The sequence below is a fragment of the Verrucosispora sp. TAA-831 genome (assembly GCF_050780145.1).
Lineage (GTDB): Bacteria > Actinomycetota > Actinomycetes > Mycobacteriales > Micromonosporaceae > Micromonospora.
This window is the reverse complement of the sequence record NZ_CP192240.1, coordinates 5,097,269-5,120,488: the sequence shown is the minus strand read 5'-3', so window position 1 is coordinate 5,120,488 and position 23,220 is coordinate 5,097,269. Positions and strand designations below refer to the sequence as shown.

Genomic DNA, 23,220 nt, shown 5'->3' with positions numbered 1-23,220 from the left:
GGAGGCAGGACCAGGTGGTCGCAAGGAGTTCGGAGGTACGGCCGACGGCCGTACGGCGCAGCGCATCCCCGGGAGCCGTCGGGCGTCGGGGGCGTCGTGTCGGGCGTCTTGCCGGGCTCGGCTTCGGCGGGGCGGCGCTGCTGGTCCTGCTCACGGGTTGTGACGTCGGCGCGGCGTTCGGCGGCTTCGGCTGGCCCCAGGGCGGCATCACGCCGGAGTCCCGGCGGATGTACGACCTGTGGATCGCCTCGTGCATCGCCGCGCTGGTGGTCGGCGTCTTCGTCTGGGGCCTGATCTTCTGGTGCGTGGTGCGTTACCGCAAGCGCGGCAATGAGCTGCCCGTGCAGACCCGCTACAACCTGCCGATGGAGTTCCTCTACACGATCGCCCCGGTGCTGGTCGTGGCCGTGCTCTTCTACTACACCGCGGTCGTGCAGACCGACGTGGTGAAGACCACCAACAACCCCGACGTGACCGTCGAGGTCGTCGCCTTCAAGTGGAACTGGCAGTTCAACTACCGCGACGGCCAGGGCGTGGACGCCAACACGACCGCCTCGGTGCTCGGCACCAGCGAGGTCATCCCGATCCTGGTGCTGCCGAGCAACCGGTCCATCCGGTTCGAGGAAACCAGCCGCGACGTCATCCACTCCTTCTGGGTGCCGGAGATGCTGTTCAAGCGGGACGTGATGCCGGGCAGCATCCGCAACGTCTTCGAGGTCTCCTCGCTAGAGTCCGAGGGCGCGTACGTGGGCCGCTGCGCCGAACTGTGCGGCAGCTACCACGCCTTCATGAACTTCGAGCTGCGGGTCGTCTCGCCGGAGAACTTCGACCGGTTCCTCGCGGCCAAGCAGGACGGGGCGTCGACCCAGGACGCGCTGACCTCGATCGGCGAGGAGCCGTACGCGGTGACCACCAAGCCGTTCGAGACGCGCCGCACCCAGGACAACTTCAACCAGGCCACCACGGCCGGCGCGGGAAGCTGAGGTAACCCCGGATGAAGACCGAGTGGCGCATCTTCCTGATCATCGCGGCGTTCCTGCTCTTCGCGACGTTCCTCTACGGCGGCTGGACCTGGGCCGACTCGGACGGCCGGGTCGAGTGGATCGGCACCGTGGCCCTGCTGCTGTCGTTCCTGCTCTGCTCGATGTGCGGCGGCTTCTTCTGGTTCGTCTCCCGCCGGATCGACCTGCGTCCCGAGGACCGTCCCGACGGTGAGATCGCCGACGGCGCGGGCGAGATCGGCTTCTTCAGCCCCGGCAGCTACTGGCCGTTCGGGCTGGCCCTGTCCGCCGCCATCGCCGGCCTCGGCCTGGTGTTCTGGCAGCTCTGGCTGCTCGTCGCCGGCATGGTGGCGGTGGTCTTCGCCACCTGCGGCCTGCTGTTCGAGTACTACAGCGGCACCCGGCGCACCGCCGAGCACTGACCGGCACCCCGACCTGCGGCGAAGCCCGCCTCCCTCCGGGGGAGGCGGGCTTTCCCGTGTCCCGTGGCCGCTGTTCACCCTCATGATCCGCACAACTTCTCGGATAGTGCTGTGCGCCGGGCTGGAGTGCGTGGCGTGCGGGTGGTGCGTCAGGCGAGGCGGCGGCGTGGGGGTGTGTCAGGCGGCGTGGCGCGGGCGGACCGTCCGGCGGACGGGCGGGGTGGCACGCGCGAGCGAGGCGTAGGGGGCGACGAGGATCGCCGTGCCGCACCCGGTGCAGAGGAGTTCGGGACAGTCGGGGCCGTGGCCGTCGGCACAGGGCGGCGTCTCGAAGGCGCGGATGTCGTCGCAGGTCTCACAGTGCAGCTCACGTACCAACATGGGCGTCTCCTCCCGCGCGTGCCGCCGGCGGCGTGTGGCGAACTACTCGCCTGTAGTTTTCCACGGCCGTGCGACAGCCCGCGCACGCGGAGGCGCCGGACGGGACGGCGGAGCCTGCGCGGCGACCGGCCCTGACGGGGGGCGGGTCAGGCGGTGGCGACCTCGATCCAGCGGTCGAGCGTACGGGCGGCGGTGCCGGAGTCGATCGACTCGGTGGCCCGGGCCAGGCCGGCGCGCAGGGCGTCGGTCAGGTCGCCGTCCAGCGGGCCCTGGGTGGCCAGCGCGGCGGCGGCGTTGACCAGCACGGCGTCGCGTACCGGGCCGGGTTCACCGGCGAGCAGCCGACGGGCCACGTCGGCGTTGTGGGCGGCGTCGCCGCCACGCAGGTCACTGAGGGCGGCCCGGGGTATCCCGAGGTCCGTGGCGTCCACCACGGTCTCCCTGACGGTGCCGCCCTGCGCGATCCAGAAGCGGGTGGGCGCGGCGGTGGTGAACTCGTCCAGGCCGTCCTCGCCCCGCATCACGACCACCGAGTCGCCCCGGGCGGCGAAGACGGCGGCCATCACCGGTGCCATGGTCGAGTCGAAGCAGCCGACGGCACCGGCGCGGGGGCGGGCCGGGTTGGTGAGCGGGCCGAGGAAGTTGAAGGCGGTGGGTACGCCCAGCTCGCGGCGGACCGGACCGGCGTGCCGCATGCCGGGGTGGAAGCGGGCGGCGAAGCAGAAGCCGATACCGGCCTGCTCGACGCAGCGGGCTACCCCTTCGGGACCGAGGTCCAGCGGGATGCCGAGGAACTCCAGCAGGTCGGCGGTGCCGCAGGAGGACGAGGCGGCCCGGTTGCCGTGCTTGACGACGCGTACGCCGGCTCCGGCGACCACCAGGGCGGTCATCGTGGAGATGTTCACGGTGTGCGCCAGGTCACCACCGGTGCCAACCACGTCCAGCGCGGTGGCGCGTACCTCCTCGGGCAGCTCGACCGGGACGGCCTGGCCGAGCATCGCCTCCACCAGCCCGGTCACCTCGGCCGGTGTCTCGCCCTTGGCACGTAGCGCCACGGCGAAGCCGGCGATCTGGGCCGGCGCGGCCGAGCCGGACATGATCTCGCCCATCGCCCAGGCGGTGTCGGCGGCGGAGAGTTCCTCGCCGCGCAGCAGCGCGGTGAGCAGGTGTGGCCAGGTCCGATCGCCCATGACGGGCCTCCCGAGCAGACGAGTGCGGGTGGGACGGGACCGGCGCCGGCTCGCCCGGCGCCGTGGCGGTGCCGGAGTCGGGCGTGCGTCAGGCGGGGGCGTGCGTCCGCAGGACCTCGGCCACCGTGGCGGCGGTGGTCACCGGGTCGAGCGGGTGGACCAGGGTGGCGTCGACCTCGGCGTACGCGGCCAGCCACCGGTCGGCGGCACGGGCGATCACCACGCAGGTCGGCGGGGAGTTCTCGTAGTCGTCCTTGATCTGCCGGGCGATGCCGAGACCGCCACCGGGGCTGGCCTCACCGTCGAGCAGCATCAGGTCGATCTCGTAGTCGTCGACCACCCGGACGCACTCGGCGTAGGTGGACGCCTCGACGAACTCGACGCGCAGGTCGGACGCGGGGCGGGTGCCCACGGCGAGCCGCATCCTGTCCCGCACCTGCGGGTCGTCGCTGTAGAGCAGGACGGTGCACAGACGCTCACTCATGCCGACACTCCGCTTCGCTCCGTGCCGTCGCCTGGCACCACCGCACCGAGTCCGATGACTCGCTCGCCGCGCTCGCTCATGGTCAGACTTGCTCCCACCTCGTAGCTGCGCCGCCGATCGTACCGGTCGTGCCGACGCGCGGGACACGCCGCCCCGCACGCCCCGCCGACCGGCTCAGGTGGCCGAGCCGGCGGCGGTCTCCGCCGCGCGTTGGCGGGCCTCCTGGCGGTCCAGTTCGCGGTCGACCCGGCGCGCCTCCCGTTCGGCCGAGCGCATCCACTGCACCACCAGCACGCCGAGCATCGTCACGCTGACGAACTCGCCGCCGGCCCACAGGATGCCGCCGGCCAGGACCTGGTCGTCCCACGGGTCGGCCCAGCTCAGCCCGAGCGAGGGGTACCAGTCGCCGCCGAACAGGGTGCTGCTCTGCATGACGGTCAGCCCCAGCACGGTGTGGAACGGCACCGACAGCAGCATCAGCAGGGCCCGGCCCGGGTACGGCCAGCGGCCGGGCAGCGGGTCCAGGCCGACCAGCGGCCAGAAGAACAGGCAGCCGGTCATGATGAAGTGGGCGTGCACCACCTCGTGCGCCCAGACGCTCTCCAACGTGAAGCGGTACAGGTCGGTGAAGTAGAGCGCGAACGGGTTCACCACGAAGATGGCGAACGCCACCAGGGGGAACGTCCAGATCCGCACGATCCTGCTGTGCAGCACCGCCAGCAGTCGCTTGCGGGGGCGGGTCGGCAGCGTACGCAGGGCCAGCGTCACCGGCGCGCCCAGCGCCAGGAAGATCGGCGCGATCATGGAGAGCACCATGTGCTGGACCATGTGCACCGAGAGCAGCGTGGTGTCGTACGCGTGCAGCCCGCTGACCGTGACCGAGGCGATGCCGCCCAGGCCGGGCCCGAGGAAGAAGACCGTCCGGGCGATCGGCCAGCGGTCCCCGCGCAGCCGCAGCCGGTGCACTCCGTAGAGGTAGAGAGCGGCGGCGACGACCAGGACCACGGCGAGCCAGTTGTCCAGCCTGGCCTCGGTGACCACGGCGGTGATCTGGAAGGGCGGCGGGCCGGCGTCGGCCGCGAGCCACCCGGCACCACCGGTCACCGGGGCCGTCGCCGGGCTGATCGCGCCCGCCGTCAGCGACGACGCGGCCGATGCGGCCAGCGTGATCGGGTCGGTTTCCAGCACGCCAATCAGCCTAGGTCAGGCGAACCGGACGGTACCGATCGGGCCACTCGGACCACGGGTTTCACCCCCCGCTGATCGCCGGCCGTGGTCAACGGCAATAATGACCGCGTGACTGCGGCCCCAGCCATTGACAAGAGCCGGATCCACTCTCTGACGCGGCCCAACATGGTCAGCGTCGGGACGATCGTCTGGCTCTCCAGCGAGCTCATGTTCTTCGCGGCGCTGTTCGCCATGTACTTCTCCATCCGCGCGGCGGCGCCGGAGCAGTGGGCGATGCACACCGAGGTCCTGAACATCCCGTACGCGACGACGTTCACGACGATCCTGGTGCTGTCCTCAGTGACCTGCCAGATCGGCGTGTTCGCCGCCGAGCGGGGTGACGTGCACGCGCTACGGCGCTGGTTCACGATCACCTTCGTGATGGGCCTGATCTTCCTGCTCGGCCAGCTCAACGAGTACCGCGAGCTGGTCCACCACGGCATCAAGATCAACGCGGACGGTTACGGGTCGATGTTCTACCTGACCACCGGCTTCCACGGCCTGCACGTGGCGGGCGGTCTGGTCGCCTTCGTGATCTTTATGATCCGCACCACCATGGGCCGGTTCACGCCGGCCCAGGCCACCTCGGCGATCGTCGTGTCGTACTACTGGCACTTCGTCGACGTGGTCTGGATCGGGCTCTACGCCATGATCTACTGGCTTCAGTGATCTTGGCGCGTCTCGCGCCGTGCCGCTGCTTCACCCCCGCAGACAAGGTCCAACCGGTTAAGGACACAGGTCATGACTTCTGACAACGACCGCCGACGCGGCCTGCTCGCGCGGCTGCGCGGGCGGCCCGCGGCGCCCAGCAGGGGCCGCCGCCGGCTGGGTGCCGCGGTCCGGCTGGTCGCCGCGCTGATGCTGGCCGGCGGCGCCTACACCGTCCTCGCCCCGAGCGTGTCGGCGCAGGAAAACCCGCCGCTCAGCAGTGCCGCCGCAGACGGCAAGGCGCTGTTCGACGTGAGCTGCGTGACCTGTCACGGTCGCAACGCGCAGGGGGTCGAGGGGCGCGGGCCGAGCCTCATCGGCGTCGGCGCGGCCTCGGTCGAGTTCCAGGTCAGCTCGGGCCGGATGCCGATGGCCCGGCAGGAGGCCCAGGCGGCGCGCAAGCCCGTCGTGTTCAGCCCGGACGAGATCGACCAGCTCGCCGCGTACGTCCAGGAGCTCGGCGGCGGACCGGTCGTGCCGGCCGGCGACAACCTGCACGAGGACGGCAACATCGCGGTCGGCGGCGAGCTGTACCGGATCAACTGCTCGCAGTGCCACGCCTTCAGCGGCGGTGGCGGTGCCCTCTCCTCCGGCAAGTACGCGCCGAGTCTCGCGCCGGCCACCGACCGGCAGATCTACGCCGCGATGCTGAGTGGCCCGCAGAACATGCCGGTCTTCGGTGACAACCAGATCACGCCGGAGCAGAAGGCCGACATCATCGCCTACATCCAGCAGACGCTGAAGTCCGACGGCGACCCGGGCGGGTTCAACCTGGGTCGGTACGGACCCTCCACCGAAGGTGTGGCGATCTTCCTGATCGGCATCGTCGCGCTCGTCTTCGCCAGCCTCTGGATTGCGGGCAAGTCGTGACCGACCGAACGAGCACCCACATGGAGCAGCCGGCCCACGCGGGCCGCGAGACGGTGGACGTGAACGACCCGGCGCTGAGCCGGTTCGACATCGTCCGCGAGGGCGCCCGTCGGGACGACATCGAGATCGTCCACTACGAGGAGCAGGTCGCCCCGGGCAGCAGGGCCGAGCGCCGACTGGTCCGTACGGTGGCGGCGATGTTCCTGGTCACCGGGCTGGCCGCGACGGCCTTCCTGGTGGTCTACATCTGGTGGCCCTGGGAGTACCAGCCGGGCCGTGGCGGGGACAAGTACTTCACGCCGCTGCTCGGCACGACCCTCGGCATCGCCCTGCTGGGCATCGGCTTCGGCATCCTGACCTGGGGCAAGAAGCTGCTGCCCAAGGAGGTGTCGATCCAGGACCGGCACGAGGGCGTGGTGGCCACCGAGGACCGGACGATCACCGGGCAGACCATGCTCTACATGGCCGACGAGCTCGGCGTGAAGCGTCGCCCGCTGCTCGGCATGTCGCTGCTGGCCGGTCTGGCGCCGGTCGGTGCGGTCGCCGCGGCGCCGCTGATCGGTGGCCTGATCTCCGACCCGCACGCGAACGACCAGATGATGACCACCGGCTTCGCCCCACAGGACGGCCAGAAGATCCGGCTGGTCCGCGAGGACGGTCGGCCGATCCGTCCCGCCGACATCAGCGCCGGTGGCCAGATCACCGTCTTCCCGGGCATCGAGCACGGGGTCAGCAACCGGTACGCCGACTCGCCGACCCTGCTGATCCACCTGCGGGACGCCGACGCCGAGACCTCGCGCCGCAACAACGAGCGTGAGGGCCACGGCGACTACATGTGGGGCAACTACGCCGCCTACTCGAAGATCTGCACGCACGCCGGCTGCCCGGCGAGCCTCTACGAGCAGCAGACCAACCGCCTGCTCTGCCCGTGTCACCAGTCGCAGTTCCTGATCACCGACAACGCCAAGCCCATCTTCGGTCCGGCCAGCCGGCGACTGCCGCAGCTACCGATCGAGGTGGACTCCGAGGGCTACTTCGTGGCGACGTCCGACTACACCGAACCCGTCGGGCCCGACTTCTGGGAGCGGCCGTGAAGCGGCGCAAGTTTGACGTAGCAGCGGTTCCGGGCAACACCGCCCGGGCGGTCGACGACCGCTTCCAGGTGGCGACCCCCCTGCGCAAGCTGCTCAACAAGGTCTTCCCCGACCACTGGTCGTTCCTGCTGGGCGAGATCGCGCTGTTCTCGTTCATCGTGCTGCTGCTGACCGGTGTCTTCCTGACCTTCTTCTTCGAGCCGACGATGACCGAGGTCATCTACAACGGCAGCTACGCCCCGCTGCGGGGTACGCCGATGTCGGCCGCGTACGCCTCGACGCTGGACATCTCGTTCGACGTCCGGGGCGGCCTGATCATGCGGCAGATGCACCACTGGGCCGCGCTGCTGTTCATGGCGGCGATTGTGGTGCACATGCTCCGGATCTTCTTCACCGGCGCGTTCCGCAAGCCGCGTGAGACCAACTGGATCATCGGTTCGCTGCTGTTCTGGGTGGGCTTCCTGGCCGGCTTCACCGGCTACTCGCTGCCGGACGACGGCCTCTCCGGTACCGGTCTGCGGATCGCCTCGGCGATCATGCTGTCCATCCCGGTGATCGGCACCTGGGTGACCGCCGCGGTCTTCGACGGCGAGTTCCCCGGCACGATCATCATCAGCCGGTTCTTCATCGCCCACGTGCTGCTCATCCCGGGTCTGCTGGTCGCGCTGATCAGCGTCCACCTGGGCCTGGTCTTCAAGCAGAAGCACACCCAGTGGCCGGGGCCGGGCCGGACGAACAACAACGTCGTGGGCGAGCGGATGTTCCCCCGGTACGCGATCAAGCAGGGCGGCTTCTTCATGGTCGTCTTCGGCGTGATCGCGCTGATGGGCGGCCTGATCCAGATCAACCCGCTGTGGCTGTTCGGCCCGTACGAGGCGTGGGTGGTCTCGGCGGCCAGCCAGCCCGACTGGTACGTGATGTTCCTGGACGGCTCGACCCGGTTGATGCCGGACTGGGAGATCACGATACCCATCGGCGACGGATACGTGATCCCGCCGCTGTTCTGGCCGACGGTGGTGCTACCGGGCATCCTGGTCGGGCTCTCCACGCTCTATCCGTTCATGGAGGCCCGCTACCTGAAGGACTACCGGAGCCACAACCTGCTCCAGCGTCCCCGCGACGTGCCGTTCCGCACCGGCCTGGGCGCCATGGCCATCACGTTCTACGTGCTCCTGACGCTCTCCGGCGCGAACGACGTCATCGCCGACAAGTTCCACATCAGCCTGAACGCGATGACCTGGGCGGGCCGGATCGGTCTGCTGCTCCTGCCGCCGCTGGCGTACTACGTGACCTACCGGATCTGCCTCGGTCTGCAACAGCACGACCGGGAGGTGCTGGCCCACGGTGTGGAGACCGGCATCATCCGGCGCCTGCCGGACGGTCGGTTCGTCGAGGTGCACCAGCCGCTGACCACGCCGGACGAGCACGGTCACACCGAGCTGGAGTACGCGGGCTGGGTGGTGCCGAAGAAGATGAACCGGCTCGGTGCCCTCGGCCCGGCGATCCGGGGCTTCTTCTACCCGATCGAGAAGCCGGCCGAGGCGCCGGTCTCGCCGGGTCACCCGCCCGTCGAGCCGCGCCCCGAGCGCGAGGAGATCGGCAGCGGGGAGCCCCGCCGCTGAGGTCCGTCACCGTGTGACGTGGCGCCCGCCGGAGTCCTCCGGCGGGCGCCACGCCCGTTGTGGGCCATCCACCCCGTCGTCGGCGGTTCCCGGCCCGTCGCGGGATCGCAGGAATAACCCCGGCCAGCCGGGTATCCGTGCGGTCCAACGTCTCAACGGGGAGGAAGCATGTTGGGTATCAAACGCCTCGGCCTGCTGGCCGCACTGGTGCTGGTGGGTGTCGCGCCCGCCGCGGCAGCGCAGGCGGCGGCGCAGCCTTCGGAACAGGACACCCAGTACCTGCAGGCGGTGCACCAGGTCAACCTGTACGAGATCGCCGCTGGTGAGCTGGCCCAGAAGAAGGCCGAGAACCAGCAGGTCAAGGACCTGGCGCAGCAGTTCGTCACGGACCACACCGAGCTGGACCAGTCGGTGCAGGACGTGGCCGGGCAGCTCAACGTCCAGTTGCCGAACGAGCCCACCCCTGATCAGCGGACGGCTCTCGACCAGCTGAACAACGCCAGTGGTGCGGAGTTCGACCGGCTCTGGGTGACCCAGGGTCTGGCCGGCCACCTGCAGGCCATCCAGGCGACCCAGACGGAGATCTCGCAGGGTACCGAGCCGCAGGTGGTGCAGCTCGCGCAGACCGCGCTGCCGGTGCTGCAGGCGCACTACGACGCCCTGGTGACGCTGGCCGAGGAACTGGGCATCCCGGTTCCGGAGACCAGCGCCAGCGGTACGCCGGGCCCGGGTGGCACGGTGCCGGCTCCGGGTGGCACCACCCCGGCTCCGGGCGTCACCGAGGAGACCCCGGGTGGCACCACCGAGTCTCCGGTGCCGGGTGGCACCGAGGTCCCGGTGCCGCAGGAGAGCTGATCCGGCGGTGACACGCGGCGAGTCGGTCCGTCCTACGGGATGGACCGGCTCGTCCCGTCGTGGTGGAACGTGGGCCACGTCCTCGACACGCGTGCTGGTGCGGGAGGCGGGCCACGTCGTCGACCCGGCTCGTCCGGGCGGACCTTTCAGCGTCAGTGGTGCGCGAAGGATCCCGTACCGGGGCCGGGGTGGCGCGTCAGTCGGTGGCGCCCAGGCCGATCGCGAACGCCTCCTCCAGGTCGTGCCGGGAGTACGCGCGGAAGGCGATGTGCGACTCGGTGTTGAGCACCCCGGGCACCTTGGAGATGCTGCCGGCGATGATCTGCGCGATCTCCTCGAACTCGCGGACCCGGACCATGGCGATCAGGTCGACGTGTCCGGCCACCGAGTAGACCTCGCTGACCCCGGGCAGGTCGGCCAGCGCCTCGGCCACCTCGGGGATCGAGTCGGTGGCGCAGTCGATCAGGACGATCGCGGTGATCACGGCAGGTCTCTCCGTTCGTCGGCGTCGCTGCTCATGCTATGGCCTGCCGCCCGGACCCGCCGCGGAGTACCGGTGCCGTACCCGACCGGCCGGAAGCGGGGTCAGGTGGCCGGGACGGTGAGCCCGGTGGCGGTGCGGATCACCTCGTACAGGCGTTCGCCGGTGTCCACCGTGGCCCCGGGCCAGACCACGCTGCGGGTCACCTCGCCGGCCACGGTGGCACCCGCGCCGACCACGCTGCGGTGGCAGTCGCCGGTGACGGTGGCGCTCGGGTCGACCAGGCTGCCGTCGCCCGCCGCGTGCAGGTTGGCGGCGAGGTAGTCGGCCGGGGTGCCGGTGTCGACGAAGATCCCCGGGTAGGGGACGACGGTCAGCCGCCCGTCGGCCTCGGCCGGTCGCCAGACCGCCCGGACCAGGTCGCCGAAGACCGGCGGCAGGTCGCGGACCAGCCGCCAGGGGAGCAGGGAGAAACCGGTGAAGACGTGACCGTCGAAGGTGCCCGGTGCGGTCGGGTCCGGCGCGGGTCGGCCGAGCAGGCGTACGGAGTCGCCGTCCCAGTCCCGCAGCAGCGCGGCGATGTCCGGCCCGGGCGGTGCGGCCGGGTCGGCCAGGTACGCGTCGGCGTTGCCGACCAGCACGCCCCGTCCGCCGATCCAGTCCCGGAGCCGACCCAGCCCACCTGCGGTGCCGAGTGGACCGTCCGGTTCGACGGAGAGGTGGGCGCGCGTGCCGACCCGCTCGACGACCTGCTCGCCGAGGTAGCTGGCGTTGACGGCGACCGTCTCGGGCCCGGTCAGGCCGAGACCGCCCAGCCGGGCCAGGGCCCGGTCCAGCAGCGGCACGTTGCCGACCGGGCAGAGCGCCTTGGGCACCCGCTCGGTCAGCGGGCGCAGCCGGGTGCCCTCCCCGGCGGCGAGCACCACCGCGCAGATCCCGCCGGCCGGTGTGCCGGTGTGACCGGCGGCGCCGGTGTCCGGGCCAGCCTCTCGGCCGGTGTCCGGGCCGCTCATGGTGCCGTGTCGGGTAGCGGCGGCGGGAACCGGTCGGTCAGCGGGCCGATGCCGTAGTAGGCGAGCAGCCGGGCGGTGGGCCAGGTCAGCTTGGGCAGGTCGTCCAGCGGATGCCAGGCGGCCTCGAAGACCTCCGCCCCGTCCACCGTCAACTCGGTGGTCGACGCCGGCACCTCAGCGGTGAAGACCATGTCGACCCAGCCCTTGGCGTGCACGATCGCGTTCGGGGTGGCCGGGGTCAGCTCGGCCGGAGGGAGCCGGACACCGGTCTCCTCGTGCAGCTCACGGGCCGCGCCGACCGCCGGGTTCTCGCCGCGTTGCAGCAGCCCGGCGGGAAGTGTCCAGCCGCGACCCGGTGGCTGGCGCAGCAGCAACAGCCGGCCGGCGCCCTCGGTCTCGCTGTCACGCAGCAGCGTGACGGCGCCGACGATGTACTTGGGTACGGCCATCCGGACCAGTTGCCGACGTACCGGCAGGGGCAGCCGGTAGAAGACCTGGTACGCGACGGCACGTGCGGCGCGGCGCGAGCGGGGGATCATGGTTCCAGGCTAGTGGCCGTACGCCGGGTGCGCGCCGCGGGACGGCGGGACGGTCACTGCCGGTGGTCGACCAGGTCGATGAGCTGGCGTACCACGGTATCCGGTTCGATCACCCGGTCGAAGACCGCGACCAGCAGGGTCTCCAGGTCCGGGTAGCCGAGTTCCTCGGAGAGCCGCAACAGCGGTAGGTCGCTGGCCAGGCCCCGGTTGTGCTGGCGCAGGGCCAGCCCGATGGTGGCCCGGCCGAGACGGACCTTGTCGCTGATCGAGATGCCGGGTTCGCTGTGATCGGCGAACCACCGGTTGATCTGCATCTGCGCGTGCGGCGACTTGACGAAGCCGAGCCACTCCCGACGTGGGCCGCGCGGGGCGACCTCGGCGTCCAGGCCGCACTCCGCATCGGTCTCGGTGAAGATCTCGACCACGTCGCCCTCCTCCAGTTCGGAGGAGAGCGGCGCCAGCCGGCCGTTGATCCGGGCGGCCAGGCACCGGTCACCCCGGTCGTTACCCAGCTCGTACGCCAGGTCGACCGGGGTGGCCCCGGCGGGCAGCACGACCTGCCGACCGTCGGCGACCACCTGGATCTGCGCCTCGGACAGGTCGCAGCGCAGTGTGTGCAGGAACTGCGCCGGGTCGGCGGCGTCCTGCTCCCAGTCGAGCACCCGGCGCAGCCAGTCGAGCTGCTCGGCGCGCGCGGTGCCGGAGCGCGGGAAGCGGAAGTCGGCGACCACGCCGTACTCGGCGGAGCGGTGCATCTCCTCGGTGCGGATCAGCACCTCGACGGTGCGGTTCTTGGGGCCGCAGACGGTGGTGTGCAGCGAACGGTAGAGGTTGTTCTTCGGCGAGGCGATGAAGTCCTTGAACCGGCCCGGCACCGGCCGCCACAGCCCGTGGATCGCGCCGAGGGCGGCGTAACAGTCGGTGGACGGGCCGTACACCACGACGGTGATCCGGGGCAGGTCGTACGGGACGGTGTGCCCGCCGGCGACGGTGTCCTTCCAGATCGAGTAGAGGTGTCGGGGGCGTGGGGCCACCGTGGCGTCCACCCGGTCCCGGCGCAACGCCACCCGGGCCTGGGTCACCACCTCGGCGAGGTAGCTGTCCCACCCGGGGCGGTCGTGCACGTGCCGGGCGATGCGGGAGTGCTCGTCCGGCTCCAGGTGCAGCAGCACCACGTCGTCCAGCTCCCGTTTCAGGGTCTGGATGCCGAGCCGGTCGCAGAGGGGCACCAGCACCTCCTGCGTCTTGCGGGCGATCCGCTCCCGCGAGGCCGCCGAGCGCACGCCCAGGGTGCGCATGTTGTGCAGACGGTCGGCGAGCTTGATGACCAGGACCCGGACGTCCTTGCCGGCCGCGATGATCATTTTGCGGATGGTCTCCGCCTCGGCGGCCTTGCCGTAGAACGCCTTGTCGAACTTGGTCACCCCGTCGACCAGGTGCGCCACCTCGTGGCCGAAGTCCTCGGCCAGCGCCTGCAACGTGTAACGGGTGTCCTCCACCGTGTCGTGCAGCAGCGCCGCGACCAGGGTGGTGGTGTCCATGCCCAGGTCGGCGCAGATCTCGGCGACCGCGAGCGGGTGCGTGATGAACGGCTCCCCGCTCTTGCGGAACTGCCCCCGGTGCATGTTCTCCGCGATGGTGTACGCCCGGCGCAGCACCGCCGGGTCCGTGCCGGTGTGGATGGCACGGTGGGTGCGGACCAGATGGCCGACCGGTTCGGCCTCGGCCGTGGGCCAGGTCAGCAGCGAACGGAGCCTGCGGGCCAGGGGCAGCTCGCCCGGCTGTGTCGGGAGCGCACCGCCCAGGGCGCCGCCGTGTCCGGCGTCGACGTCCACCTGGGACACCCCCTCACGCCCACCCCTCGGGCGCCGGGAGACCGGCAACCGGGAGCAGACCCTCGAATCGGGCAGGACTGCACTTCCTTAACAGAGTAAGTGAGCCGACGTAGTCCGATCGGACAGTTGCTCATGAGCGTTCGGACCAGAGTTGGTGAGATGCGCCGCTCTCGGCCTTCTCCAGCAGGTCGCGGAAGCGGCCTGCGCCGGCCACCGGGGAGGCCCATCCGTCCGACATCTCGACCAGCCGGGTCTCCGGTCGCTCCAACCAGGACAGGATCCGTTCGGACTCCTCCGGGGTGGCCGCCGGGACCGGACCGTGACCGGGCGACACCGTCTCGGCGGTGGCCCGGATCGCGGTCAGCGTCGGTCGGGGGTGGAGCCCGGCGGGGGAGACCCCGGCACCGGCCAGTCGGCCGTGCCGCACCAGCGCCAGCTCCCAGCCACCTCCGGCGGCCGGGTGGGCGGCGGCCAACTCGGCGATCCCGCTCAGCGCGGCGAGCCGCTGCATGCGGACGGTGGCCCGCAGCACCGCGGCCAGCCGGGACCGCAGCGTGGCGGCCTCCTCGTAGCGCTGGGCGGCGGCGAGCGTCTCGATCCGGGCGAGCAGGGCGTCCACCACCGGCTGCGGGTCACCGGTGGTGGCGGTGGCGAACGGCCGCACCGCGCGGTCGTCGTACTCCTCGGGGGTGATCCGGTGCTCGCAGGGCGCCGGGCAGCGACCCAGCTCGGCCAGGGCGCAGGCCGGGGTGATCGTGCGCAGCGACAGTCGGTGGGTGCACTGGCGCAGCGGCACCGCGTCGTGGAAACCGGCGGCGGCCAGCTCCGCGGTGCGCCGCGAGGTGAACGGGCCGAGGTAGGCGCGGTCGTCGGGGGAGATCGCCCGGACCACCGACAACCGGGGATACGGCCCGTCGGTCAGCTTCAGCCAGACCATCCGCTCCGGGAACTTCGACCGCCGGTTGTACGGCGGCGCGTGCGCCCCGATCAGCCGCAGCTCGCGGACCTCGGCCTCCAGCGAGTGCGCGCACTCGACCGCCTCGACGCGCTCGGCGGCGGCCAGCATCTCCGACATCCGGGCGCGTTTCTCGGCGGCGGTGAAGTAGCTGCGGACCCGGGTGGCGATGTCCCGGGAGGTGCCCACGTAGAGGGGCCGGTCGTCGGCGGCCCGGAAGATGTAGACGCCGGGGGAACGGGGCAGGCCCTCGGCGAGGTGCCGCTTGCGGCGTTGGGTCGGGGTGACCGCGCGGGAGAACTCGATGGCGTCGCCGACGGTGTCCACCCGGTGACCGCCGAGCCGGCCGATGAGCCCGTGCAGGACGTCCACGGTGGCCCGGGCGTCGTCCAGTGCGCGGTGGGTCGGCTGGGTGCCGGCCCGGAAGTACGCGGCCAGCGTGGCGAGCTTGCGGTTGGGCACCTCGTCACGCAGCAGCACCCGGCGGGCCAGCGCGGCGGTGTCCAGCACCCGGGGATTGGGCCAGCGGTAGCCGTGCCGGGCACAGGCGGCCTTGAGGAACCCGACGTCGTACGGCGCGTTGTGCGCCACCAGCACGGCGTCCGCGACGAACTCCAGGAAGCTCGGCAGCACCTGCTCGATCGGTGGCGCCGGCAGCAGCATCGCCTGGGTGATGCCGGTCAGCACGGTGATGAACGGCGGGATCGGCACCCCGGGATTGACCAGGGTGCCCAGCACCCCCAGCTCCTCGCCGCCGCGCACCTTCACCGCGCCGATCTCGGTGATCCCGCCGCCGTCCGGGGCGCCACCGGTGGTCTCCAGGTCGACCACCACGAACGTCGTCGCGTACAGGGGCAGCGCCGGGTCGACACCGTCGACGGTCGGGTCGAGCCCGGCCAGCGCCGGCTGGAGATACTCCTGTTGTGCCATCGCGGGCACGCTAACCGGCCGGTGCGACACTCCGGTCCCAGGCGTCCCACCGGCCCCGCGCGTCGGCCCCGGTCTAGGATGAGAGATCGGCTCACTCACCAGGCGGTGGGCCCGGTCGCGGTGGGAGACTTGCCACATGCCCCTCACCGAGCCGTCCGACGACAACCTCCCAGCGGAGGAGCAGGTCGTCGCGGTGCCGGCTGCCGGTGAGGCGGGTTCTGCCGACGGGGCGGCGACCGCTGGAGAGCCGGCGGAGCCGGAGCCGAGCCTGCCCGAGCCGGTCCGCCAGCGGATCGTCTCGCTCACCGCCGCCGTGCTCCCCAGCCTGCCCTCCGACGAGGTGCCCGTGCCGCTGCGCCGGGTCGCCAAGTTCGCCCCCAACCGCCGGGCCCGCCTCGGCGCGCCCGTGATCGCCGCCCAACTCACCGCCGATCCGCTGTTCCGGCAGCGGGTCACCGCCCGGGTCCTGGCCGACGCCGGTGACCTCGGTACCGCCGTGGTGGAGGGGACCGCGCCCGCCGCCGCCGACCCGGTCGAGGTGGCGGCCCTGGCCTACCTGGCCCGACCTCGGGGCTGGCGCGAGTTGATCGACGCCAGCGGCGCGGCGGTCCGGGCCGAGGCGGACAGCGCGGTGGTCGCCGAGCTGGTCCGCCTGGCCGAGCAACGGGCCACCCGCGCCGAGCACGACCGGGCGGTGGCCCGGGTCGAGGCCGACAAGCTGCGCGACGAACTCGCCCGGGTCCGCGAGGAACTGGGTCAGCTCCGGGAGGAGGCCCGCCAACTGGCCCGTACGCTCCGGGAGACCCAGGTCCGCGAGCGCCGGGCCGCCGAACTGCTCGCCACCGAGCGGGGCCGGGCCGCCCGCGCGGCGGCCGACGCCGACGCCGAGCTGCGTCGGGCCCGGGCCCGGCTGGCCGAGGCCGAGTCGGCGGCCGGGGTGGCCCGGGCCAGCGCCAAGGAGGCCCGCTCGGTCGACGACGCACGGCTGTGGCTGCTGCTGGAGACCATCGGCCAGGCCGCCCTCGGGCTGCGTCGCGAGCTGGCCCTGGACCCGGTCGACAAACTGCCCGCCGACTTCGTCGCGGACAGCTACGCCGACTCGTCGGCGGGCGCCCCGGCCGGGGCCGCCGCCCGCGCCCAGGACACCGACGACCCGGGTCGGTTGGACCAACTGCTCGCGCTGCCCCGAGCCCACCTGGTGGTCGACGGCTACAACGTGACCAAGCGCGGCTTCGGCGAGATGTCCCTGGAACAGCAGCGCAAACGCCTGATCACCGGCCTCGGCGGCATCGCGGCGCAGACCGGCGACGAGGTCACCGTCGTCTTCGACGGGGCCGAACGCATGCACGGCCTGCCGCCCACCCCGCGCGGGGTGCGGGTGCTGTTCTCCCGCAAGGGGGAGACCGCCGACGAACTGATCCGTCGGCTGGTCCGCGCCGAGCCGCCGGGACGCGCGGTGGTGGTGGTCTCCTCGGACCGGGAGGTCGCCGACGGCGTACGCCGCCACGGCGCGTACCCGCTGGGGGCCGACTCGCTGCTGCGGCGGCTGTCCCGCTCCTGACCGGGCCGGGTGTGACCGCCCGGCGCGGAGGTCGGGTCGACGGCGTGCTCGGTGTGATCGACGGGGCGTGGCCCCGGTCGCGGCGGGCAATAGGATGAGCGCCCATGGCGAGGAGGAACGGCGAGATGAGGCGCACCGCGGGCGTCGGGCCCGGTGCCGTCCGTGGCGACGGCGGGGTGCCGCGGTGAGCCCGCGCGGCTGGGCGGTACTCACCCTGGCCCTCCTCGGCCTCGCCGTGGTGCTGGCCGCGTTGGTGCTGGTCCCGTGGCAGCGCCCGCCGGCACCCCGCGCCGACCAGCTCGCGGCGTTGCGTGACCTGCCCACCGAGCAGGTCGAGCGGGCCCGGGAGTTCCGGGCGGCGCTGCGCCCCGGCGGCTGGGCCGCGTTGGGCATCGGCCTGCTGGTGGCGCTGGCGCTCGGGCTGACCCCGCTGGGCAGCCGCCTGGTCGAGCTGGCCGGGCGCCCGTTCGGCGGGCACTGGATCGCCCAGGCGATCCTCGGCGGGCTGGCCGTGGTGCTCGTCGCCGACCTGCTGACGCTGCCCTTCTCCGCCTGGCGGCACAGCGTGCTCACTCGCTACGGGCTGGCCACCAACGGGTGGGGCGGCTGGACGGTGGACCTGCTCAAGTCGTACGCGGTCAGCGCGGTGATCGGCGCGGTGGCCCTGCTCGGCTTCTACACCGTGATCCGGCTGGCGCCCCGCTGGTGGTGGGCGTTCGGCGCGGCCGGCGCGGCGACCCTGGTGGTGCTGCTCTCCTTCGTGCTGCCGGTGCTCGTCGAGCCGGTGTTCAACCGGTTCAGCCCGATGGAACCGGGCCCGTTGCGGACCGAGCTGATGGACATGGCCGCCCGCGACGGCGTACCGGTGCGCGACGTGCTGGTGGCCGACGCGTCCCGGCGCACCCGCGCGGTCAACGCGTACGTCTCCGGGCTCGGCCCGACCCGGCGGGTGGTGGTCTACGACACCCTGCTGCGGGAGGCGACCCCGACCGAGGTGAAGGCCGTCGTGGCGCACGAGCTGGGCCACGCGCGCGACCGGGACGTACCGATCTTCACCCTCACCGGCGCGCTGGGCGCGGCGGCGGCCGTGGTGGCGCTCTACCTGATCGGTTCCTGGCCGCCGCTGCTACGCATGGCCGGGGTCGACTCGATCGCCCAGCCCCGCGCGTTCGCGCTGCTGCTGGCTCTGGTCACGGTGGCCGGGCTGGTGTCCACGCCGGTGCAGGCGCTGATGTCACGGCGGCTGGAGGCGCGTGCCGACGCGCACGCGCTGGCGCTGACCGGCGACCCGGCCGCCTTCGAGGCGATGCAGCGCCGGATCTCCTCGGTCAACCTCGGCGACCCGGACCCGCCCCGCGGGGAGTACCTCTACTCCGCCACGCACCCGTCCACCGTGGAGCGGATCGCCGCCGCCCGCGCCTACGCCCGAGAGGCCGGCCGATGAGCCGCACGTTGTTGATCACGAACGACTTTCCGCCCCGACCGGGTGGGATCCAGTCCTTCGTGCACAACCTCGCGGTGCACCAGCCCGCCGGCTCGGTGGTGGTCTACGCGTCCAGTTGGCACGACGCCGACAAGTTCGACGCCGACCAGCCGTACGAGGTGGTGCGCGAACGCACCCGGGTGCTGCTGCCCACCCCGCTGATCGCCCGACGGGCGGCCCGGCTCGCCCGCGCGTACGACTGCGACACGATCTGGTTCGGCGCGGCTGCCCCGCTCGGTCTGCTCGCGGACGGGCTGCGGCGGCGGGCCGGCGTACGGCGGGTGGTCGCCCTCACCCACGGGCACGAGGTGGGCTGGGCGGCGCTGCCGATCGCCCGGACGGCGCTGCGGCGCATCGGCCGTGGGGCCGACGTGGTGACGTACCTGGGCGAGTACACCCGCACCCGGTTGGCGCGGGCGTTGGACGGGCTGACCGACCTGCGGCGGCTCGCGCCCGGGGTGGACGTGGACTTCTACCACCCGTCGGTGGACGGCAGCGGGGTACGGCACCGGTTGGGGCTGTCCGACCGGCCGGTGGTGGTCTGCGTGTCCCGGCTGGTGCCGCGCAAGGGGCAGGACATGCTGATCCGGGCACTGCCGCTGGTCCGCCGCCGGGTGCCCGACGCCGCGCTGCTGGTGGTCGGCGGCGGCCCGTACCGGGCGACGCTGGCCCGGCTGGCCCGCCAGGCCGGGGTGGAGCGGGACGTGGTGTTCACCGGTTCGATCCCGGCGGCCGAGCTGCCGGCGCACTACGCGGCCGGTGACGTCTACGCGATGCCCTGCCGCACCCGCAACCGGGGACTGGACGTCGAGGGCCTCGGCATCGTCTACCTGGAGGCGTCGGCGGCCGGACTGCCGGTGGTGGCCGGCGACTCCGGCGGCGCGCCCGACGCGGTCCGTGAGGGGGAGACCGGCTACGTGGTCGACGGGCGCGACGTCGCCGCGCTGACCGACCGGCTGGTCACCCTGCTCACCGACCGGGACCTGGCCCGCCAGTTCGGGGCGGCCGGTCGTGCCTGGGTGGAGCAGGAGTGGCGCTGGCAGACCCAGGCCCGACGGCTGTCCGACCTGCTCACCGGCTGACCGCAGGGGCAGAGGTAAGGAAGGGTCCCCTGCTAACGCCTGGTGTATAGCAGGGGACCCTTCCTTACCTCTCGACGTCAGCGGATGAGGGCGTGGATGTCCTCGGCGGGGGCCGGACGGCCGAAGTGCCAGCCCTGGCCGGCGTCGCAACCGATCGCGCGCAGCCGCTCGGCCTGCCCGACGGTCTCCACCCCCTCGGCGGTCACCGTCAGGTCCAGCGCGTGCGCCAACGAGACCAGCGAGGCGAGGATGCGCTCGTTGGCCCGGTCGCCCGGGGAGCGCAGCCCACGGACGAACTCACCGGCCACCTTCAACTCCGTCACCGGCAGGTCACGCAGGTACGCCAGGTTGCTGTAGCCGGTCCCGAAGTCGTCGATGGCGATGCGTACGCCCAGGTCGGCCAGGGTACGCAGGGCGCGCACCGGCTCCTCGGCGCTGCTCATCATGGTGCTCTCGGTGATCTCCAGTTGCAGCCGCTGCGGCGGTAGGCCGGTCCGCCGCAGCAGGGCGCGTACCTCCTCCACCAGGCCGGGCCGGCGGACCTGGCGTACCGCGAGGTTCACGCTGACGTACGGCGGTTCGCCGGTGGCGGCGGTCCAGCCGACCGCCTCCCGGCACGCCTCGGCGAGGACCCAGGCACCCAACGGCACGATCAGCCCGGTCTCCTCGGCCAGCCCGATGAAGCTGTTCGGCCGCAGCACTCCCAGGTCCGGGTGACGCCAGCGCACCAGCGCCTCCACACCGAGCACCGAGCCGTCGTGCAGCGACGTCAACGGCTGGTAGTCGAGGTAGAACTCGCCGCGTTCCAGGCCGGCGGGGATCGCCGCGCTCAACGCCTGGCGGGCCTGCTCGCGGCTGTCGCGTTCGACGTCGTACAGCGCCCAACCACCGCCACCGGCGGTCTTGGCCCAGTGCAGCGTGCTGCCGGCGGCGCGCAGCAGATCGTCGGGGGAGGTGTCGGCGGCCCGCCGTTCCACGATCCCGACGCTGGCGGTGACCGTCACGTCGTGCCCGCCGACCACCACCGGCTCGGAGAGCGCGGAGAGCGCCGCCTCGGCGACCGCGACCACGTCACCGGTGCCGGTGGACCGCTCCACCAGGACCACGAACGCGTCGCCGCCGAGTCGGGCCACCAGGTGCGGCTCCACCGCCCGGGACAGCCGCCGGGCCGCCGCCACCAGGGCCCGGTCGCCGACCGAGTGGCCGTACGAGTCGTTGACCCGCTTGAAGCGGTCCAGGTCGAGGAAGCACAGCCCGACCCGCCGCCCGGCACCGATCGTGCCGTCGAGCGCGGCGACGAGCCGCTCGGCGAACAGCGTGCGGTTCGGCAGACCGGTCAGCGGGTCGTGGGTGGCCTGGTGACGGAACCGGGCCTCGCTGGCCCGCAACGCCCGCTCCGCGTCGACCCGGGCGGTCAGCGCGGCCCGGCGGATCGACTCCTGCTCGTCGAGCGTCCGGTCGTGCAGGGCCCGGGCGTAGCCGGTGGCGATCGCGGCCAGCAGCCGGGCCATCCGGTCCTCGATGTCGTCGGCGACCAGGTCGAGGTCGCGGACCAGCCGGAGTTGGATCACCTCGACGGTCCGGCCGAGCGCCTCGGCGGAGGCGATGTGCGCGGCGACCAACTCGTTGGCGACCCGGTGGCCCACCCGCAGATCGAGCGGCTCCGCCCGGAGCGCCTCCGCGAGCTGGTCGGTGAGCCGCTGCAACAGCAGCTCCAACTGCGCGTGCGGCATCGGCAGGTAGCTGGTCCCGGAGACCGCCTTGGCCCAGGCGCGGGCGAACGTGCCGGCGCAGGACCGGCCGTCCGGGGGCTCAACCACCGAGCCGCCCGACCCCGCCCAGGAATACCGCCTGCTCGGCGTTCTCGGCGCTCTCCGGAGTCTCCGGACGCCACTGCGGCACCCACACCACCCCGGGCTCGACCAGCTCGAAGCCGTCGAAGAACGCGGTCAGCTCGGCCCTGCTGCGCACCCACAGCGGGCTGTCGGTGCGCTGGTAGACCTCCTCGGCCTCGGCCCGCTGGGCCTCGTCGCGACCGTCGTCACTGGCCTGCGAGAGCACCAGGTGGCTGCCGGGCGCCAGCGCATCGCGCAGCGTCCGCAGCACGTCGGCCGGGCGGTCGTCGTCCGGCACGAAGTGCAGCACCGCGACGACCAGCACGGCGACCGGCTGGGAGAGGTCGAGCAGGGCGTTGACGTCGGGATGGGCGAGGATCCGCTCGGGATGGCGGAAGTCCTCCTGGACCACGGTGGCCCGTTCGGCGTCGGCCAGGATCTCCCGGCTGTGCGCCACCGCCACCGGGTCGACGTCGACGTAGACCACCCGGGAGTCGGGGGCGTGCCGCTGGGCGATCTCGTGCACGTTGCCGACGGTCGGGATGCCCGACCCGATGTCCAGGAACTGCCGCACTCCGGCGGCGGTGAGGTACTGCACGGCGCGGCGCAGGAACGCGCGGTTGGCCTGGGCCATCAGCGGTGCCTCCGGCACCAGCGCCATCATCGACCGGGCCGCCGCCCGGTCGGCGGCGAAGTTGTGCGAGCCGCCGAGATAGTAGTCGTACATGCGGGCGACGCTGGGTCGTTCGACGTCGATCGTCTCGGGTGACCAGTCCGGCCGCTGCATGCCACACCCCTTCGCGCCAGCCGGGGCGAACCCGCCCCGGCCGGTATTCTGCCCCGCCTGGGCGCAGGAGGCCATAGCGCGATCACGGAGAAGTCATTGACGTGCGGAGATGCGTTTTCCCGCCGGTGCGGAGACCCACCGCCCCGGCGGCGAGGACGTGCCTCGACGCCGGGTGTCGCGACGGGTGGGTCAGAACTTCGGCGCGTCCGGCGCTTCGAGCAGGCCGAGCCGCAGCGCGGTCATCAGCGCCTGGGCCCGGTTGGCCGCGCCCAGCTTCTCATACAGCTTGGAGATGTGGGTCTTGGCGGTGGACTCGCTGACGAAGAGCTGCTTGGCGATGCCGGCGACGCTCATCCCGTCGGCGAGCAGGCGCAGCACCTGACCCTCGCGGGGGGAGAGCTGCGGACCGGACGGGGCGAGCCGCCGCTTCATCGCCTCGGCCAGGTCGGCGGCGGTGAAGGCGCTGGGCGAGGAGGCGGCGTGCCGGGCGGCGGCCACCACCTCGTCGGCGGGCGCGGTCTTCGGCACGAACGCGCTGGCCCCGGCCTCCAGGGCACCGAAGAGCTGGTCGTCGCCCGCGTACATGGTGAGCACCACGATGCCCATGGTGGCGCTGGACTTGCGCAGCGCGCGGGTGGCCTCCAGGCCGCTGCCGTCGGGTAGCCGCAGATCCATGATCACCACGTCCGGCTGCAACGCACCGGCCTGCCGCACGCCCTCGGCCGCCGTCGCCGCCTCGCCGACGACCTCGAACTGCCGGTCACGCTCGAAGGCGTGGCGCAGGCCCTTGCGGATCAAGTCGTGATCGTCGACAAGGAGGACCTTGGTACGAGTGGCCGGTGTCGGGCTTGTGGTCATCCTCGGG

General features: G+C 72.4%; 22 protein-coding genes. 10 read left to right on the top strand and 12 right to left on the bottom strand.

The annotated features are described in order from the left end of the window. Nucleotides 1-14 precede the first annotated feature (14 nt). Both ctaC and ACQVFL_RS22630 read left to right on the top strand, forming a co-directional pair. Nucleotides 15-983, top strand: a complete 969-nt coding sequence (gene ctaC / locus ACQVFL_RS22635) for an aa3-type cytochrome oxidase subunit II (RefSeq protein ID WP_396693177.1) — start codon at nucleotides 15-17, stop codon at nucleotides 981-983. A gap of 11 nt (nucleotides 984-994) precedes the next feature. After that, nucleotides 995-1,423, top strand: coding sequence for a cytochrome c oxidase subunit 4 (locus ACQVFL_RS22630; protein ID WP_396693175.1), 429 nt, complete (start codon nucleotides 995-997; stop codon nucleotides 1,421-1,423). A gap of 177 nt (nucleotides 1,424-1,600) precedes the next feature. Here ACQVFL_RS22630 and ACQVFL_RS22625 read toward each other — a convergent pair whose 3' ends face one another. From ACQVFL_RS22625 to ACQVFL_RS22610, 4 genes are all read right to left on the bottom strand, one after another. Next, complete coding sequence (locus tag ACQVFL_RS22625; RefSeq protein WP_396693173.1) at nucleotides 1,601-1,804, bottom strand: hypothetical protein; 204 nt, start codon at nucleotides 1,802-1,804, stop codon at nucleotides 1,601-1,603. A 146-nt stretch (nucleotides 1,805-1,950) separates the two neighbouring features. Further along, nucleotides 1,951-2,994 carry an anthranilate phosphoribosyltransferase gene (gene trpD / locus ACQVFL_RS22620; protein ID WP_396693171.1) on the bottom strand — a complete coding sequence of 348 codons (1,044 nt, stop codon included), beginning with the start codon at nucleotides 2,992-2,994 and terminating at the stop codon, nucleotides 1,951-1,953. Between the two features lie 88 nt (nucleotides 2,995-3,082). Beyond that, complete coding sequence (locus ACQVFL_RS22615; protein WP_396693169.1) at nucleotides 3,083-3,478, bottom strand: hypothetical protein; 396 nt, start codon at nucleotides 3,476-3,478, stop codon at nucleotides 3,083-3,085. A gap of 174 nt (nucleotides 3,479-3,652) precedes the next feature. Beyond that, nucleotides 3,653-4,603 (bottom strand): cytochrome c oxidase assembly protein, encoded by a 951-nt coding sequence (locus tag ACQVFL_RS22610; RefSeq protein WP_431729872.1) that lies wholly within the window; start codon nucleotides 4,601-4,603, stop codon nucleotides 3,653-3,655. A gap of 171 nt (nucleotides 4,604-4,774) precedes the next feature. Between ACQVFL_RS22610 and ctaE the strand changes: the two genes are divergently transcribed. From ctaE to ACQVFL_RS22585, 5 genes are all read left to right on the top strand, one after another. Beyond that, nucleotides 4,775-5,374 (top strand): aa3-type cytochrome oxidase subunit III, encoded by a 600-nt coding sequence (gene ctaE / locus ACQVFL_RS22605; protein WP_162854382.1) that lies wholly within the window; start codon nucleotides 4,775-4,777, stop codon nucleotides 5,372-5,374. 72 nt (nucleotides 5,375-5,446) lie between these two features. Further along, entirely contained in the window at nucleotides 5,447-6,283 is an 837-nt protein-coding gene (qcrC, locus tag ACQVFL_RS22600) for a cytochrome bc1 complex diheme cytochrome c subunit (protein WP_396693167.1), read from the top strand. A 20-nt stretch (nucleotides 6,284-6,303) separates the two neighbouring features. Then, a complete protein-coding gene (qcrA, locus tag ACQVFL_RS22595; RefSeq protein ID WP_431727540.1) occupies nucleotides 6,304-7,377 on the top strand; it encodes a cytochrome bc1 complex Rieske iron-sulfur subunit in 1,074 nt (357 codons plus the stop codon). Further along, on the top strand, nucleotides 7,374-8,999 hold the full coding sequence (qcrB, locus tag ACQVFL_RS22590) for a cytochrome bc1 complex cytochrome b subunit (protein WP_396693163.1): 1,626 nt from the start codon (nucleotides 7,374-7,376) through the stop codon (nucleotides 8,997-8,999). Before qcrA ends, qcrB begins: the two co-directional genes overlap by 4 nt. Nucleotides 9,000-9,167: 168 nt before the next feature. Next, nucleotides 9,168-9,854 (top strand): DUF4142 domain-containing protein, encoded by a 687-nt coding sequence (locus ACQVFL_RS22585; RefSeq protein ID WP_396693161.1) that lies wholly within the window; start codon nucleotides 9,168-9,170, stop codon nucleotides 9,852-9,854. Between the two features lie 196 nt (nucleotides 9,855-10,050). On the opposite strand, the gene ACQVFL_RS22580 is transcribed toward ACQVFL_RS22585, so the two are convergent. The 5 genes from ACQVFL_RS22580 to ACQVFL_RS22560 all read right to left on the bottom strand — a co-directional run bounded on the left by ACQVFL_RS22580 (nucleotide 10,051) and on the right by ACQVFL_RS22560 (nucleotide 15,607). Further along, nucleotides 10,051-10,338, bottom strand: a complete 288-nt coding sequence (locus ACQVFL_RS22580; protein ID WP_117228404.1) for an Lrp/AsnC family transcriptional regulator — start codon at nucleotides 10,336-10,338, stop codon at nucleotides 10,051-10,053. 101 nt (nucleotides 10,339-10,439) lie between these two features. Continuing rightward, nucleotides 10,440-11,348, bottom strand: coding sequence for a nucleotidyltransferase family protein (locus tag ACQVFL_RS22575; protein ID WP_431727539.1), 909 nt, complete (start codon nucleotides 11,346-11,348; stop codon nucleotides 10,440-10,442). Continuing rightward, the gene (locus tag ACQVFL_RS22570; protein ID WP_431727538.1) at nucleotides 11,345-11,887 is read right to left on the bottom strand and encodes an NUDIX hydrolase; all 543 of its coding nucleotides are present in this window, start codon (nucleotides 11,885-11,887) and stop codon (nucleotides 11,345-11,347) included. The genes ACQVFL_RS22575 and ACQVFL_RS22570 overlap by 4 nt, the downstream gene beginning before the upstream one ends. 53 nt (nucleotides 11,888-11,940) lie before the next feature. Beyond that, the gene (locus ACQVFL_RS22565) at nucleotides 11,941-13,722 is read right to left on the bottom strand and encodes a RelA/SpoT family protein (protein ID WP_431729871.1); all 1,782 of its coding nucleotides are present in this window, start codon (nucleotides 13,720-13,722) and stop codon (nucleotides 11,941-11,943) included. 130 nt (nucleotides 13,723-13,852) lie between these two features. Continuing rightward, entirely contained in the window at nucleotides 13,853-15,607 is a 1,755-nt protein-coding gene (locus ACQVFL_RS22560; protein WP_431727537.1) for a DEDD exonuclease domain-containing protein, read from the bottom strand. 136 nt (nucleotides 15,608-15,743) lie between these two features. Here ACQVFL_RS22560 and ACQVFL_RS22555 point away from each other — a divergent pair, with 136 nt between their 5' ends. The 3 genes from ACQVFL_RS22555 to ACQVFL_RS22545 all read left to right on the top strand — a co-directional run bounded on the left by ACQVFL_RS22555 (nucleotide 15,744) and on the right by ACQVFL_RS22545 (nucleotide 19,733). Next, complete coding sequence (locus tag ACQVFL_RS22555) at nucleotides 15,744-17,168, top strand: NYN domain-containing protein (protein ID WP_396693153.1); 1,425 nt, start codon at nucleotides 15,744-15,746, stop codon at nucleotides 17,166-17,168. Between the two features lie 184 nt (nucleotides 17,169-17,352). Beyond that, complete coding sequence (locus ACQVFL_RS22550) at nucleotides 17,353-18,612, top strand: M48 family metallopeptidase (protein ID WP_431727536.1); 1,260 nt, start codon at nucleotides 17,353-17,355, stop codon at nucleotides 18,610-18,612. Beyond that, nucleotides 18,609-19,733, top strand: coding sequence for a glycosyltransferase family 4 protein (locus ACQVFL_RS22545; protein WP_431727535.1), 1,125 nt, complete (start codon nucleotides 18,609-18,611; stop codon nucleotides 19,731-19,733). The genes ACQVFL_RS22550 and ACQVFL_RS22545 overlap by 4 nt, the downstream gene beginning before the upstream one ends. 77 nt (nucleotides 19,734-19,810) lie before the next feature. On the opposite strand, the gene ACQVFL_RS22540 is transcribed toward ACQVFL_RS22545, so the two are convergent. From ACQVFL_RS22540 to ACQVFL_RS22530, 3 genes are all read right to left on the bottom strand, one after another. Next, a complete protein-coding gene (locus ACQVFL_RS22540) occupies nucleotides 19,811-21,466 on the bottom strand; it encodes a putative bifunctional diguanylate cyclase/phosphodiesterase (RefSeq protein ID WP_396693522.1) in 1,656 nt (551 codons plus the stop codon). A gap of 79 nt (nucleotides 21,467-21,545) precedes the next feature. Next, a complete protein-coding gene (locus tag ACQVFL_RS22535) occupies nucleotides 21,546-22,355 on the bottom strand; it encodes an SAM-dependent methyltransferase (RefSeq protein WP_396693147.1) in 810 nt (269 codons plus the stop codon). 189 nt (nucleotides 22,356-22,544) lie between these two features. Continuing rightward, nucleotides 22,545-23,213, bottom strand: a complete 669-nt coding sequence (locus ACQVFL_RS22530; RefSeq protein ID WP_088972416.1) for a response regulator transcription factor — start codon at nucleotides 23,211-23,213, stop codon at nucleotides 22,545-22,547. Between the last annotated feature and the right edge of the window lie 7 nt (nucleotides 23,214-23,220).

Bases quoted from the DNA above. Each gene is read 5' to 3' on its own strand.
- qcrA (WP_431727540.1), top strand. From the start codon at position 6,304: ATGGAGCAGCCGGCCCACGCGGGCCGCGAGACGGTGGACGTGAACGAC.
- ACQVFL_RS22555 (WP_396693153.1), top strand. From the start codon at position 15,744: ATGCCCCTCACCGAGCCGTCCGACGACAACCTCCCAGCGGAGGAGCAG.
- ACQVFL_RS22630 (WP_396693175.1), top strand. From the start codon at position 995: ATGAAGACCGAGTGGCGCATCTTCCTGATCATCGCGGCGTTCCTGCTC.
- ACQVFL_RS22570 (WP_431727538.1), bottom strand. From the start codon at position 11,887: ATGATCCCCCGCTCGCGCCGCGCCGCACGTGCCGTCGCGTACCAGGTC.
- ACQVFL_RS22545 (WP_431727535.1), top strand. From the start codon at position 18,609: ATGAGCCGCACGTTGTTGATCACGAACGACTTTCCGCCCCGACCGGGT.
- ACQVFL_RS22560 (WP_431727537.1), bottom strand. From the start codon at position 15,607: ATGGCACAACAGGAGTATCTCCAGCCGGCGCTGGCCGGGCTCGACCCG.
- ACQVFL_RS22615 (WP_396693169.1), bottom strand. From the start codon at position 3,478: ATGAGTGAGCGTCTGTGCACCGTCCTGCTCTACAGCGACGACCCGCAG.
- ACQVFL_RS22530 (WP_088972416.1), bottom strand. From the start codon at position 23,213: ATGACCACAAGCCCGACACCGGCCACTCGTACCAAGGTCCTCCTTGTC.
- ACQVFL_RS22540 (WP_396693522.1), bottom strand. From the start codon at position 21,466: ATGCCGCACGCGCAGTTGGAGCTGCTGTTGCAGCGGCTCACCGACCAG.
- ACQVFL_RS22625 (WP_396693173.1), bottom strand. From the start codon at position 1,804: ATGTTGGTACGTGAGCTGCACTGTGAGACCTGCGACGACATCCGCGCC.
- qcrC (WP_396693167.1), top strand. From the start codon at position 5,447: ATGACTTCTGACAACGACCGCCGACGCGGCCTGCTCGCGCGGCTGCGC.
- ACQVFL_RS22585 (WP_396693161.1), top strand. From the start codon at position 9,168: ATGTTGGGTATCAAACGCCTCGGCCTGCTGGCCGCACTGGTGCTGGTG.
- ACQVFL_RS22535 (WP_396693147.1), bottom strand. From the start codon at position 22,355: ATGCAGCGGCCGGACTGGTCACCCGAGACGATCGACGTCGAACGACCC.
- trpD (WP_396693171.1), bottom strand. From the start codon at position 2,994: ATGGGCGATCGGACCTGGCCACACCTGCTCACCGCGCTGCTGCGCGGC.
- ACQVFL_RS22575 (WP_431727539.1), bottom strand. From the start codon at position 11,348: ATGAGCGGCCCGGACACCGGCCGAGAGGCTGGCCCGGACACCGGCGCC.